Origin of the sequence: Sphingomonas kyeonggiensis (assembly GCF_014204495.1) — a bacterium.
GTDB classification, from domain to species: Bacteria; Pseudomonadota; Alphaproteobacteria; order Sphingomonadales; family Sphingomonadaceae; genus Sphingomonas; species Sphingomonas kyeonggiensis_A.
On sequence record NZ_JACHLN010000001.1, the window covers coordinates 1,056,725 to 1,069,370 of the forward strand.

A 12,646-nucleotide genomic window follows, 5' to 3' on the forward strand; every position below is an offset into this window, starting at 1 on the left:
TCTCCTGCGCTATCGATAGTGCGCCGAGCCTGGGCCCCGGCCTTCGCCGGGGAACGAGAAGGGTAGAATCACGATGCCGGTGTTGCCGTTCGCATTGCTGTTGCTGCTCCAGGACGCGCCCGCGCCGATCGATGCCGAACTGGTCGAGGTCGCCCCCGGCCCCAAGCGCTATTTCCACGCCGGTGACGAGCGGGAAGGGTGCCCGGCGCCCACCGCCGCCTGCCGGCGCAAGGGCTATGTCGTCGCCGGCGACAGGCTGGTCGCCTGGGAAGCGAAGGGTGCGCTCACGCGCGTCACCTATCTCGCCCCCGGCAGCACCTTGCCGAGCGAGGGCTGGATCGAAAGCGCTGCGTTGCGCCGGGTAGCGCCCACCCCGCCCAAGGCCAGTGACTGGTTGGGCGGCTGGAACGTCTGGGAGGCGGAGATCGATATCACCCGGGGCGCGCGGCCGGGCTCGCTCCATTTCAGCGGCAATGCCACCTGGGGCGCGCGCGATCCCGAGCGGGTGAAGATCGGCGCCATCAACACCGGCGGCTTCGGCGCCGACAGGCCTGTGCCGGCCGGCGACCGGATCGAAGTGTCCGACGCGGAAGAGCCCGATTGCCGCGTCGCGATGCGACTGCTCGGCCCGTATCTGATCGCGCGCGACAATGGCCAGTGCGGCGGGCTGAACGTGACGTTCACAGGCGTCTATCGGCGCTGAGCGCCGAATGGGGAGGGGTGTTGCGATGCAGGGCAAATGGAACTTCTATGCGTGCCTGATCGAGGACATGCCCGCCTCGATCTTACTCGACCTGAGTCTGATCGGAGCGGCGCCCCTCCATGGCTTCGATCGCCTGGGCTATCTGCGCCTCTACATGAATGCGCCGCGTCCAGACGGCCTGTCGAGCAATGACGAGTTCGACCGTCTTGTCGCGCTGGAGGACCAGCTCCTTGCGCAGCTCGAGCCGGACAGCCGGCTTCGCTATGTCGGGCGCGATACGGCGAATGGCGCGCGGACCTATTATTTCTACCTGGCGGAATCGATGCCGTTCGAGGATCGCGCGGCGCAGGCGATGGCGGCCCATCCCGAATATGCCTTTGATGCCGGGGAGCAGGACGACCCCGATTGGCGCGTCTATCGCGATTTCCTCTATCCCCGTCCGCAGGATCTGCAGGCAATCCGCAATCGTGATGTGCTGCAGGCGCTGCGCGGGCACGACGATCATCTGGAGTTGCCCCGCCAGATCGACCACTGGGCCTATTTCCCCGATGTGGCGTCGGCTCAAGCCTTTGCCATGTGGGTGGAAGGAGAGGGCTTCCATCTGTCGCCGCCTCCGCCCGGTTCGGACAGCAGCTTTGGGGTGCGCTTCGATCGAATCGATCAGCCGGACGCAATCGATTCGATCAACTTGCCGCTGGTCGAGAAAGCGAAGGCGCTGGGCGGGGATTATGACGGTTGGGAGTGCCAGGTCATCCGGCCCTAAGCCGCTATTGCAGCGTGACCTCGTCGTCCCCGTCATGGCGGCCGTAGAACTGCATCAGCTGCACCACCAGCTCACTGCGCTCGGCGAGCGTGTCCGCCTCAAGCAGCGCCTGCTTCGATGCCGCATCGAACGGGGCGATCTGGGCGATGCCGTTGACCAGCGATTCGTCGTCGAGCCGGCTCACCGATTCCCAGTCGACCGCATAGCCGAGCACATCGGCGAAGCGGCGCGATTCGATCTCCAGCGCGGCGCGCTCGGCCATGGCGAGCACTTCGATGTCGCCCACCGCCTCCAGCTCGGCCTCGACCTGGCGGAACGGCGTCGTGACGTCGAGCTCGCGCCGGATGACGAAGCGCGCCAGTCCTTCGAGCACGATGTCGAAGCGCCCGTCGTCGAGCGCTTCCACTTCGGCGATGCGGCCGACACAGCCGATCTCGAACAGCCCGGGCGGGTTGGCGGCGTCGCGCGGCTGGATCATCCCGATGCGCCGGTCGCGGACCAGCGCGTCGGAGACCATCGCCCGGTAGCGCGGCTCGAAGATATGCAACGGCAGGTGCATCCGCGGGAAGAGCAGCGCGCCGGCCAGCGGGAACACAGACAGCCGCGTGATCTTCCCAGAAGGCGTCATCCGAACAGGATCGCCGAAAGCTTGCGGCGCTGGGCGGAGACCCAGGGGTCTTCCAGGCCGACTGCCTCGAACAGCTTGAGCAGCCGCTGGCGGGCGGCGCCTTCGTTCCATTCGCGGTCGTCGCGCACCATCGCAAGCAGGGTCTCGGCGGCGCCGTCGCGGTCACCCGAGGCCATCTGGCCGCCGGCGAGCTCGTAGCGCGCTTCCATGTCGCCGGTGGCGGCCTGGGCGGCGAGGCCCGACAGGTCCTCTACCGGCTGGGCTTCCTTCGCCAGCGCGATCGCGGCGCGGGCCTGCTCGATCTCGGCACCCTTGGCGTCCTCGGGCAGGGCCGCGAGCACCGATTCGGCTTCCTCGGCGCGGCCCAGCGCCAGCAGGGCGCGGGCGCGGCCGGCGGCGACCACGGGATGCTCGGGCACCAGCTCGGCGATCTGCTCGAAGATCGACAGGGCGCGTTCCGGATCATTCTCGGCCAGCGACTGCTCGCCCATCTCGATCAGCGGCTCGAGCTCGGCTTCCGCCTGGGCTTCCGTGCTCTGCACCGGCAGCTGGCGCAGCAGCTGGTCGAGCATCGTGCGCAGCTGCGATTCGGTGCGCGCCGAGCTGAGGTCGGCGACCAGCTGGCCCTGGAACATCGCATAGACGGTCGGGATCGAGCGGACCTGGAACTGGTTGGCGATGAACTGGTTCGCGTCGACGTCGACCTTGGCGAGGATCACGCCCTTGCCGGCATAGTCGGTCGCCACCTTTTCCAGGATCGGGGTCAGCGCCTTGCAGGGGCCGCACCATTCCGCCCAGAAATCGATCATGACGAGGCTGGTCATCGAGGGCTCGACGACGTCCCGGCGGAAGCCGTCCACGGCTTCCTTTTCCGCGGGGGTGAGTCCAAGCGTGGCCAAGGTGTCTGCTCCTGAAAAAGATGCGCTTCGGTTCGTCGCGATATGTGGGCTTTCAGGGGCGATGCGCCAAGCCTTTAAAAAAACTGTGGCGATAGGGGTTGCGGACCCAAAAAGCCGGTGCTAGTGGCCGCGCCTCACCCAGCCCGGTGGCGCTTCGCTGCCCCGGACTAGAACGCCAGAGCGGGCGTAGCTCAGGGGTAGAGCACGACCTTGCCAAGGTCGGGGTCGAGGGTTCGAATCCCTTCGCCCGCTCCAGCGTTTCCCACCGGATTTCCGGTGCCTGGGAAACGAACTTCAGAAAATTTCCAAAGATCCGCCGGCGTTCGATGATTCGATCCGCGCCTACCCTATCGGATGGCTTGCGCGTGCCCGGGGTCGGATGACAAAGTGTTGCCGATGATCGCACGGCTCGCTCTGGCGCTTGGCGCCGCCCTTCTCGCTTCCGCCGCTTCCCCGCCCGACGGGATCGAGGGCGTGTGGCGCAATCCGCACAACAGCGTCCACATCCGCTACGAGCCCTGCGGCAAGGGCGCGATCTGCGGCACCGTCGTCTGGGCCAGCGACAAGGCGATCGCGGATGCGAAGCGCGGCGGCACCGAGAACCTGATCGGCACCCCGATCTTCCGCAATCTCTACAAGAACGGGCCGAATCGCTGGAAGGGCAGCGTGTTCGTCCCCGATATCCGCAAGACCTTCTCGGGCACCGTGACGATCGAGGGCGACCGCATGATCGGCCGCGGCTGCCTGGTGCTCGGCGTCGGCTGCAAGTCGCAGACCTGGTCGCGAATCACGGAATAAACCCGAACGCTGGGTTTCCGTAAGCGGCCTTGTTCGAGGGACGCGGGCTTTCCACTTCAGCGGGCATACAGGTTCCAACCGCAAGAAGCCCCGCCATGTTCGGAAAAGTCCTTCGGGCGATTCTGCCCGCATTCGTGCTGTTCTCGCTCGCTGCCCCCGCGTCCGCCTCCCCGCCCGACGCGCCGATCGCCAGCGAGTGGCGCAACCCCAGCAACAGCGTGCACATCCGCATCGACAATTGCGGCGGCGCGGTCTGCGGCACGATCACCTGGGCCAGCGACAAGGCGATCGCCGACGCGAAGCGCGGCGGCACCAACAGCCTGGTCGGCACCCGGTTGTTCCGCGACCTCAAGCCCGCCGGCCAGGGCAAGTGGAGCGGCAAGGTGTTCGTCCCCGACATCCGCCAGACCTTCTCGGGCACCATCCAGTTCCAGGACGGCGACAAGATGGTCGGCAAGGGATGCGTGCTGTTCGGCATCATCTGCAAGGCCCAGACCTGGTCGCGCGTGCGCTAGGCTTGTTGAGGCGGTACCGGCCCGCGCCCCCACCCGGCCACCCATATGATACTGCCGTTGGGTGGCCGGGTGGGGGCGCGGGCCGGTACCGCAATGCGCTGACAGGCGCATTCCAAAACCGCGTTTGACCGCCAGCTTCGGGCTGGCGGCAGGCCCCGCACCGGCTAGGGTGCGGGGCATGACCCAAGCACCCATTCGAGTCGGCATCGGCGGCTGGACCTTCGAGCCCTGGCGCGGGACCTTCTATCCGGAGAAGCTCTCGCAGAAGAAGGAGCTGGAATACGCTTCCCGCCAGCTCACCGCGATCGAGATCAACGGCACCTATTATTCCAGCTTCAAGCCCGCCACATTCGAAGGCTGGGCGAAGACCGTGCCCGACGGCTTCGTCTTCGCGGTCAAGGGCTCGCGCTTCTGCACCAATCGCAAGGTGCTGGCCGATGCCGGCGAATCGGTCGCCAAATTCGTCGGCCAGGGCGTGGTCGAGCTCGGCGACCGGCTCGGCCCGCTGATGTGGCAGTTCATGGCCACCAAGAAGTTCGACGCCCAGGATTTCGGCGCATTCCTCGACCTGCTCCCGCGCACCCATGAAGGCGTCAAGCTCCGCCACGCCGTCCAGGTGCGGCACGAGAGCTTCGCGGTGCCCGAGTTCGTCGATCTCTGCCGCAGGGCGGGCGTGGCGATCGTCTATGCCGATTCGCCGCAATATCCGGCGATCGCCGACATCACCGGCGACTTCGTCTATGCCCGGCTCGAGGCGGGCGAGGACGACAACCCCCATTGCTATCCCGATGCCGAGCTGCCGCGCTGGACCGAGGCGGCACGGACCTGGGCGTCGGGCGGCCGCCCGGCCGGCCTCCCCTATGTCGAGGACAGGGACCCGCCCGCGGCGCGACGCGAAACCTTCATCTTCTTCATCCATGGCGGCAAGATCCGCGCACCGGCGGCGGCGCAGGAGCTGATCCGCCGGCTCGACGAGTCGAGCCAGGGCTGACGTCAAACCGTCCGTCCTGGTCGCGAGACTGCCCGAATCCGTCGCAATTCTGCCGTTTTCGGACGAAGCGCGCGCATTTGCGAAAACTGACGGAAACAATTCAGTAAAAATGCGTGCCTTTCGGGATACAGCCGATTGGCAAAGCGCAACTTTATACCAACGGCCGCTTTACGCGCGAAACCCCTGCTCTCATCCAACGCACCGCACATGCCGTTTCAGGCGGTTTGAGCCAGTTCGTACCCACGCAATGTGCGCGTGGGGCAGTATGAAAAGGGTATCATGTTTACGCGTAACATCGCTCGCACGCTGCGTGCAGGCACCGCCTTGTCGGCGCTGACCCTGGCCACCAGCCTCCTCGCCGTCCCCGCCTTCGCGCAGGACACCGCTCCCACCCCCACCGCCGACCAGACCGCCCCGGCGGCCGACGAAGCCCCCGAAATCGTCGTCACCGGCTCGCTCTTCGCGACCAAGGTCACCACCTCGCCGGTCACCACCGTCACCGCCGACACGCTCGATGCCAAGGGCATCACCACCGTGCAGGACGGCCTGCAGCGCCTCGCCGCCAATAACGGCCCGACGCTCACCAACAGCTTCTCGGCAAACGGCGCGTTCGCCGGCGGCGCCTCGGCGATCTCGCTGCGCGGCCTGTCGACCAACTCGACGCTGGTGCTGTTCGACGGCATGCGCGCGGCCTATTATCCGCTCGCCGACGACGCGACCCGCAACTTCGTCGATCTGAACACGATTCCGGACGACATCATCGACCGCGTCGAAGTGCTCAAGGACGGCGCTTCGTCGAGCTACGGCGCCGATGCGATCGCGGGCGTGGTCAACATCATCACCAAGCGCAGCTTCCAGGGCGTCTCGGCCCGCGCCGAAGCCGGCGTCTCGCAGGACGGCATCGCCGCCAGCCAGCGCTTCTCGGTCACCGCCGGCACCGGCGATCTCGATCGTGACGGCTTCAACGCGTACATCAGCGGCTTCTACTTCCACTCGGACGCAGTCTACACCAAGGACCTGCGCGCGCCGTTCAACTCGGACGACCAGACCAGCATCGGCGGACCGAACAACCTGGTGAACGGCGACAATTTCGCACCGACCTATGCCGGTTCGAACATCTATGCCGCGCCGGGCTCGGGTGGCCGCTACCAGCTGCTCCAGTCGGGCTGCGCCAATGGCAACCTGACCCAGACGACCGCTGCCCAGCAGGCGGCCAGCGGCCTGCTGCCGACCTCGATCTGCCAGCAGGACCTGACCAACCAGTATGGCGTGGTCGCGCCGCAGGTCGATCGCTTCGGGGTCTCGGCGCATGTCGCCAAGACCTTCGGCGATTCGACGGAAGCCTATCTCGAAGTGAACTTCCAGCAGTCGCGCAGCCAGTATAGCGGCGCTGCTTCGTCGATCTATGCCAACGCGCCGGCCGGCATCTACTATGCGCCGTTCTCGACGCGTGGCACCGGCGCCGCCTTCGCACCTGGCTCGGGCGCGCTGACCCTCCCGGTCTATGTCTGCGCCGCGCGCGTGAACTGCACCGCGGCCAACGGCACGCTCAACCCGAACAATCCGTTCGCGGCTTCGGGCCAGACGGCGACGATCATCGGCGCGATGCCGAACCTCACCCGCAATGACGAGACGCGCAGCCGCGTGTTCCGCGCCGCTGCGGGCGTGAAGGGCACGTTCGGCGACGACTGGAACTACAAGATCGACGCGACGGCGATGCACACCGACCTGCGTCGCACGATGAACGGCTATGTCTATATCCAGCACCTGCTGGATGTGATCGCCGACGGTTCGTACAACTTCGTGAACCCGGCGGCGAACAGCCAGGCGACGCTCAACTATCTGGCGCCGGAACTGAACGTCGATGCGTCCTCGGATCTCTACCAGGTCCAGGCGAGCGTCAACAAGTCGCTGTTCGAGCTGCCGGGTGGCCCGGCCCAGCTCGGCTTCGGCGGTTCGTTCTTCTACGAGGCGGTCGATTCGCCCTCGGCGAACAGCGACATCAACGGTCCGACCCAGCGCTACTTCACGATCAACGCGTTCGGCACCAAGGGTAACCGCACGGTCACCTCGGGCTTCGGCGAACTGAGCCTGCCGGTCCTCAAGCAGGTCGAGCTCAACCTGTCGGGTCGCTATGACCACTACTCGACCGGTCAGGGCTATTTCTCGCCCAAGGTCGGCGCGAAGATCACTCCGATCGACATGCTGACGGTGCGCGGTACCTGGTCGCGTGGTTTCCGTATCCCGTCCTTCGGCGAGTCGAACGCACTCCCGACGACCGGCTACGTGACCAACTCGGCCGGCCTGTTCAACGATGCGTACCTGGCCCAGTATGGCTGCTCGGTCGCGACGTTCAGCACCGCCTGCCCGCAGTATCTGCGTACCGCGAGCTACGGCCAGACCACGCTCGCTTCGCCGGATCTGAAGCCGGAGAAGTCGCGCAGCATCACGCTGGGCGCGGTGTTCACGCCGATGCGCAACGTTTCGCTCTCGGTTGATTACTTCAACATCAAGAAGACCGATGCGATCACCTCGCTGTCGTCGGCCGCGGCCCTCCAGGCCTATTATTCCGGCCAGGCGATCCCGGCTGGCTACACGGTCATCCCGGATGCGGTGGATCCGGCCAACCCGTCGGCGCTGCCGCGCGTTGCCTATGTCCAGTCGCACTATGTCAACGCCAACACCCAGAAGGCGGAAGGCATCGACTTCGGAGCGAACGCACGCTTCAACGTCGGCGCGGTGACCTGGACGAGCAACCTCGACGCCACGCTCATGCTCGAGCTCAGCACCACGCTGGCAGACGGCACGCGCGAGACCTATGTCGACACGCTCGGCAACTACAACCTCACCGCGGGTTCGGGCACCTTCCGCTGGAAGGGCAGCTGGATGAACAGCTTCGCGATCGGCAACTACACGGTTACCGGTACGGCCAACTACACCTCGGGCTATGACCTCTCGGCCATGGACCAGGGCAATGCGTACAAGGATTGCGGCCTGGCGCCGTCGCCCGCGTACACCGGTTGCCGCGTGAAGAGCTACTTCACCTTCGACCTCAACATGACCGCCAAGGTCGCGGACAAGTTCACGATCTACGCGAACGTGCTGAACCTGTTCGACCGCCTGCCGGACTATGATCCGGTCACCTATGGCGCGTATCTCTACAACCCGGTCCAGGCCGGCGACGGCATCTATGGCCGCCGCTTCTCGGTCGGCGCGAAGGTCAATTTCTGATCCTTCGTCAGGACTGAAACGAAAGAGGGCGGTCCCGAAAGGGGCCGCCCTTCTTCTTTGGGGGCATTGGCCACTCCACGGTCCGCTCCCCGTCGCCTTCTTTACTCCGTCATCCCCGCGCAGGCGGGGATCCAGGGTAGTCCGGGACAATCGAAGCATCGAGCACCGGCTCACCGGACAGGGTGGAGCGCGCCGCGCCCTCAGGGTGCTTGGCTCTGGATCCCCGCCTGCGCGGGGATGACGATGGAATGGTTTTCCAGCTTTACTGTTCCCCGGCGAAAGCCGGGACCCAGGGTCACAAGCGGGACGGCAGAGAAACCCTGGGCCCCGGCCTTCGCCGGGGAACCGCTAAACCGCGAATATCGATGATTTCTAAGGCCGCTTCGGGCTCGCCCGGTCCGCCACCATCCGCTCGCCGTCGATCGTGATCGGCGAGGCGATGCCCGGCAGCCCGTCGCGGTTGATCTTCATGCCGCGCGCCACCACCTGGGGATCGGCGAACACCTCGCCGACATTGTTGATCGGCCCGGCCGGCACGCCTTCGGCTTCCAGTGCCTCGTACAGGTCGGCCTTGGCCCATTGCCGGATCGCCGCGTCGAGCAGCGGGATCAGCGTATCGCGATTCATCACCCGCGCCGGATTGGTCGCGAAGCGCGGGTCGCTGCCATAGTCGAGCCCCAGCACCCCGCAGAGCTTGCGGAACTGCGAGTCGTTGCCCACCGCGATGATCAGCGCGCCGTCGCGCGTGTCGAACGCCTGATAGGGCACCAGATTGGCGTGGCCGTTGCCCATCCGCCCCGGCACCTTGGCCGGGTTGGCCATCCAGTTGAGCGCCTGGTTGGCGAGCACGCCCACCTGGGTGTCGAGCAGCGCCATGTCGATATGCGCACCGTGCCCGGTGGCGTCACGGCGTCGTAGCGCCGCGAGGATCGCCACCGCCGAATAGACGCCGGTGAAGATGTCGGCATAGGCGATGCCGGCCTTTTGCGGCGCGCCGTCGGGCTCGCCGGTCAGGCTCATCGCGCCGCCCATCCCCTGGATGATGAAGTCGTATCCCGCGCGCGGCGCATAGGGGCCGGTCTGGCCGAAGCCGGTGATCGAGCAGACCACCAGCCGCGGGTTGAGCGCGCGCAGGCTCGCCGCATCGAGCCCGTATTTGACCAGCCCGCCGACCTTGTAGTTCTCGATGACGACGTCCGCCTCGGCCACCAGCGCGCGCACCGCCGCCTGCCCCTCGGGGGTGGCGATGTCGATCGCCCGGCTCTCCTTGCCGCGATTGCAGGCATGGAAATAGGCGGCGTCGCGATTCCCGCCTTCGGCGTCGTGCAGGAAGGGTGGGCCCCAATGGCGGGTATCGTCGCCTTCGCCCGGTCGCTCGATCTTGACCACCTCGGCGCCGAGGTCGGCGAGCAGCTGGCCGCACCAGGGACCCGCGAGGATCCGCGCCAGCTCGACGACCCTGATCCCCTCCAGCGGCTTCACGGCCGGTGGATCTCGTAGATCAGGTGCGGCTTCATCTCGCCGGCCATCAGCCGGTCGACAATGCCCGGCCGGGCGGTACCGCCGATCTTCTCCATGGCCTTGCGCGAACGCACATTGTCCACGCCGACGGTGAACACCGCGGTGCGCACATAGCGGTGGATATGGCCCAGCATCAGCCGCTTGATCTCGCGGTTATAGGCCCCGCCCCAGAATGCGCGGGCGATATAGGTCCAGCCGATCTCGATCTCGTCGGCCTCGGGCTCCCAATTGTCGAAGCGCGACGATCCGATCACCTGGCCGCTGGCCTTGTCGATGATCGTCAGCGCGCCGCCGCTGGCGATGCCGGCGTCGAAATAGGCGCGGAACACCGGCTCCTGCCAGCGGTCATGCGCCGGGTGGACTTCCCAGACGAGCGGATCGCTCGCCACCGCATAGAGCGCGTCCCAATCTTCCGGCGTGCTGGGACGCAGAGTCACCAGCGCGCCTTCGAGGGTCGGCTGCCGGTCGGGTGTCATCAGAACGCCGCGATCCCGGTGATCGCGCGGCCCAGGATCAGGCCGTGGACGTCGTGCGTGCCTTCATAGGTGTTGACCGTCTCGAGGTTGATCGCGTGGCGCAGCACATGGAATTCGGCCGAGATGCCATTGCCGCCGTGCATGTCGCGGGCGATGCGGGCGATGTCGAGCGCCTTGCCGCAATTGTTGCGCTTGATGATGCTGATCGCTTCCGGGGCGAGCGTGCCCTCGTCGAACATGCGTCCGGCCCGCAGCGCCGCCTGCAGGCCGAGCGCGATCTCGGTCTCCATGTTGGCGAGCTTGAGCTGGACCAGCTGGTTGGCGGCGAGCGGCTTGCCGAACTGGGCGCGGTCGAGCGTATATTGCCGCGCGGCGTGGAAGCAGGCCTCGGCCGCGCCCATGCTGCCCCAGGCGATGCCGTAGCGCGCGCGGTTGAGGCAGCCGAACGGCCCTTTGAGCCCCTGCACCTCGGGCAGCAGCGCGTCCTCGCTCACTTCGACGCCGTCCATCACGATCTCGCCGGTGATCGACGCGCGGAGCGACAGCTTGCCCTCGATCTTCGGCGCGGAGAGGCCCTTCATGCCCTTTTCGAGCACGAAGCCCTTGATCCCGCCGCCATGCGCCTCGCTCTTCGCCCAGACGACGAACACATCGGCGATCGGCGAGTTGGTGATCCACATCTTCGAGCCGGTGAGGCGATAGCCGCCGTCGATCTTCGCCGCCCGGGTGCGCATGCCGCCCGGGTCCGAGCCCGCATCCGGCTCGGTCAGCCCGAAGCAGCCGACCCATTCGCCGGTCGCCAGCTTGGGGAGGTACTTCCGCTTCTGCGCCTCGGTGCCATAGGCGTTGATCGGGTGCATCACGAGCGAGCTCTGCACCGACATCGCCGAGCGATAGCCCGAATCGACCCGCTCGACTTCGCGCGCCACCAGCCCGTAGGAGACATAGCCCAGCCCGGCGCCGCCATAGGCCTCGGGGATCGTCGCGCCGAGCAGCCCCAGCGCGCCCATCTCGGACATGATCTCGCGGTTGAAATGCTCGTCGAGATAGGCCCGCGTCACCCGCGGCAGCAGCTCGCCCTGCGCATAGTCGCGCGCGACGTCGCGTACCATCCGCTCCTCATCGGTCAGCTGCGCATCGAGCCCGAAGGGATCCGCCCAGTCGAACCGGCCCATCTCCGCCATTTCCTCGTCCTTCTCTAGTTCTCGGCCGTCCTAACGGCTCCGCATCCCGCTGCGTGTCGGGATGGCTTCATGGGGTATAGGATGCGGCTATCCCGCCGGGGGCGCAGGCGGCGGCGTATCCATCGCCGCCCGCTCGATATCGGTGAGCGCCACCCGCGCCGCGACATAGCGCCGCGCCGCCGCGGTCCAGCTCTCGGCGCTCGACACGCCCGGCATGTGCGCCACTTCCGCCAGCGCCGCCTCGACATCGCCGCGATCGAGCGCGCGCCTGGCCCGGCGCAGCCGCTCCGCCGGCAGCGGGCTCGGCGTATCGGCCTGGCGCAGCACCACGAGGTTGCCGAGCATCCGCCGCACCTTGTTCCACAAACTGTCGTTGGGATCGTTCGCCAGCCGCACCGCCAGCGTATCGAGCGCGAGCCGCAGGTCCTCCAGCGTCACCGGCTGGCCTGCCGCGCGCAGGATCGCCGCGACCGATTCGCCGTTCCGCTCGCCGAAGCGCTGCTTGAGCTGCCCCTCGAGCGGCCCCAGCGGCTGGCCGCGCTCGATCGCGCGCCGCGTCGCAAAGGCGACCAGGATCCGTTCCGCCCGCGTCGCATAGGCCGCGGCCCCCCGCGAGCTCGCCTCCGAATCGCGGATGCGCAGCTCGATCTGGTCGAGCTTGCCCGCCAGCATCGTCTCGCGCGCCGCCAGCGTCGCCAGGTCGGTGCCCGGCGGCAGCGCCGGCACGGACACGCTGGCAGGTGCGGGCAGCGGCGCGGGCGCCGGCGCGCGCGGGGAAAATCCGCCGGCCAGGCCGACCGCGCCGATGCTCACGCCGATGCCGGCGGTAAAGGCGATGGTGCCGATCAGGCTGGCGCTCCGCCACCACGGCGCGCGCGGCTGGGGCGCGAGGGTCTCGTCGCTCATATGCCCTTAATCGCCGCCCGGCCCCGCCCGG

Annotated in this window: 12 protein-coding genes and 1 tRNA gene; 7 read left to right on the forward strand and 6 right to left on the reverse strand. The window is 67.2% G+C overall.

Features of this window, described 5'->3' with window-relative positions:
• Positions 1–73 precede the first annotated feature (73 nt).
• Together HNP52_RS05210 and HNP52_RS05215 are read left to right on the forward strand one after the other, a co-directional pair.
• Positions 74–703, forward strand: coding sequence for a hypothetical protein (locus HNP52_RS05210; RefSeq protein ID WP_184163399.1), 630 nt, complete (start codon positions 74–76; stop codon positions 701–703).
• 25 nt (positions 704–728) lie between these two features.
• Positions 729–1,466 carry a DUF695 domain-containing protein gene (locus HNP52_RS05215; RefSeq protein WP_184163402.1) on the forward strand — a complete coding sequence of 246 codons (738 nt, stop codon included), beginning with the start codon at positions 729–731 and terminating at the stop codon, positions 1,464–1,466.
• A gap of 4 nt (positions 1,467–1,470) precedes the next feature.
• On the opposite strand, the gene HNP52_RS05220 is transcribed toward HNP52_RS05215, so the two are convergent.
• A complete protein-coding gene (locus HNP52_RS05220; RefSeq protein ID WP_184163404.1) occupies positions 1,471–2,094 on the reverse strand; it encodes an LON peptidase substrate-binding domain-containing protein in 624 nt (207 codons plus the stop codon).
• Positions 2,091–2,993, reverse strand: a complete 903-nt coding sequence (locus tag HNP52_RS05225; RefSeq protein WP_184163407.1) for a tetratricopeptide repeat protein — start codon at positions 2,991–2,993, stop codon at positions 2,091–2,093. Before HNP52_RS05225 ends, HNP52_RS05220 begins: the two co-directional genes overlap by 4 nt.
• Before the next feature lie 180 nt (positions 2,994–3,173).
• Here HNP52_RS05225 and HNP52_RS05230 point away from each other — a divergent pair.
• From HNP52_RS05230 to HNP52_RS05250, 5 genes are all read left to right on the forward strand, one after another.
• A tRNA-Gly gene (locus HNP52_RS05230) sits at positions 3,174–3,248 on the forward strand.
• 141 nt (positions 3,249–3,389) lie between these two features.
• Positions 3,390–3,791, forward strand: a complete 402-nt coding sequence (locus HNP52_RS05235) for a DUF2147 domain-containing protein (protein ID WP_184163410.1) — start codon at positions 3,390–3,392, stop codon at positions 3,789–3,791.
• Between the two features lie 95 nt (positions 3,792–3,886).
• On the forward strand, positions 3,887–4,306 hold the full coding sequence (locus tag HNP52_RS05240; RefSeq protein ID WP_184163413.1) for a DUF2147 domain-containing protein: 420 nt from the start codon (positions 3,887–3,889) through the stop codon (positions 4,304–4,306).
• Positions 4,307–4,484: 178 nt separating this feature from the next.
• The gene (locus HNP52_RS05245) at positions 4,485–5,297 is read left to right on the forward strand and encodes a DUF72 domain-containing protein (RefSeq protein ID WP_184163416.1); all 813 of its coding nucleotides are present in this window, start codon (positions 4,485–4,487) and stop codon (positions 5,295–5,297) included.
• Between the two features lie 279 nt (positions 5,298–5,576).
• Positions 5,577–8,528, forward strand: coding sequence for a TonB-dependent receptor domain-containing protein (locus HNP52_RS05250; protein ID WP_184163419.1), 2,952 nt, complete (start codon positions 5,577–5,579; stop codon positions 8,526–8,528).
• 372 nt (positions 8,529–8,900) lie between these two features.
• Here the strand turns inward: HNP52_RS05250 and HNP52_RS05255 are convergent, their stop codons facing one another.
• The 4 genes from HNP52_RS05255 to HNP52_RS05270 form a co-directional block, all read right to left on the reverse strand.
• A complete protein-coding gene (locus HNP52_RS05255) occupies positions 8,901–10,010 on the reverse strand; it encodes a CaiB/BaiF CoA-transferase family protein (RefSeq protein ID WP_184163422.1) in 1,110 nt (369 codons plus the stop codon).
• A complete protein-coding gene (locus HNP52_RS05260; RefSeq protein ID WP_184163425.1) occupies positions 10,007–10,525 on the reverse strand; it encodes a GNAT family N-acetyltransferase in 519 nt (172 codons plus the stop codon). Before HNP52_RS05260 ends, HNP52_RS05255 begins: the two co-directional genes overlap by 4 nt.
• A complete protein-coding gene (locus tag HNP52_RS05265) occupies positions 10,525–11,709 on the reverse strand; it encodes an acyl-CoA dehydrogenase (RefSeq protein WP_184163428.1) in 1,185 nt (394 codons plus the stop codon). The genes HNP52_RS05260 and HNP52_RS05265 overlap by 1 nt, the downstream gene beginning before the upstream one ends.
• Before the next feature lie 87 nt (positions 11,710–11,796).
• Positions 11,797–12,615 carry a hypothetical protein gene (locus HNP52_RS05270; protein WP_184163431.1) on the reverse strand — a complete coding sequence of 273 codons (819 nt, stop codon included), beginning with the start codon at positions 12,613–12,615 and terminating at the stop codon, positions 11,797–11,799.
• Positions 12,616–12,646: the final 31 nt, after the last annotated feature.

Coding starts and splice junctions, on each gene's coding strand:
- HNP52_RS05220 (WP_184163404.1), bottom strand. CDS start 2,094: ATGACGCCTTCTGGGAAGATCACGCGGCTGTCTGTGTTCCCGCTGGCC.
- HNP52_RS05215 (WP_184163402.1), top strand. CDS start 729: ATGCAGGGCAAATGGAACTTCTATGCGTGCCTGATCGAGGACATGCCC.
- HNP52_RS05250 (WP_184163419.1), top strand. CDS start 5,577: ATGTTTACGCGTAACATCGCTCGCACGCTGCGTGCAGGCACCGCCTTG.
- HNP52_RS05260 (WP_184163425.1), bottom strand. CDS start 10,525: ATGACACCCGACCGGCAGCCGACCCTCGAAGGCGCGCTGGTGACTCTG.
- HNP52_RS05235 (WP_184163410.1), top strand. CDS start 3,390: ATGATCGCACGGCTCGCTCTGGCGCTTGGCGCCGCCCTTCTCGCTTCC.
- HNP52_RS05240 (WP_184163413.1), top strand. CDS start 3,887: ATGTTCGGAAAAGTCCTTCGGGCGATTCTGCCCGCATTCGTGCTGTTC.
- HNP52_RS05265 (WP_184163428.1), bottom strand. CDS start 11,709: ATGGCGGAGATGGGCCGGTTCGACTGGGCGGATCCCTTCGGGCTCGAT.
- HNP52_RS05210 (WP_184163399.1), top strand. CDS start 74: ATGCCGGTGTTGCCGTTCGCATTGCTGTTGCTGCTCCAGGACGCGCCC.
- HNP52_RS05245 (WP_184163416.1), top strand. CDS start 4,485: ATGACCCAAGCACCCATTCGAGTCGGCATCGGCGGCTGGACCTTCGAG.
- HNP52_RS05270 (WP_184163431.1), bottom strand. CDS start 12,615: ATGAGCGACGAGACCCTCGCGCCCCAGCCGCGCGCGCCGTGGTGGCGG.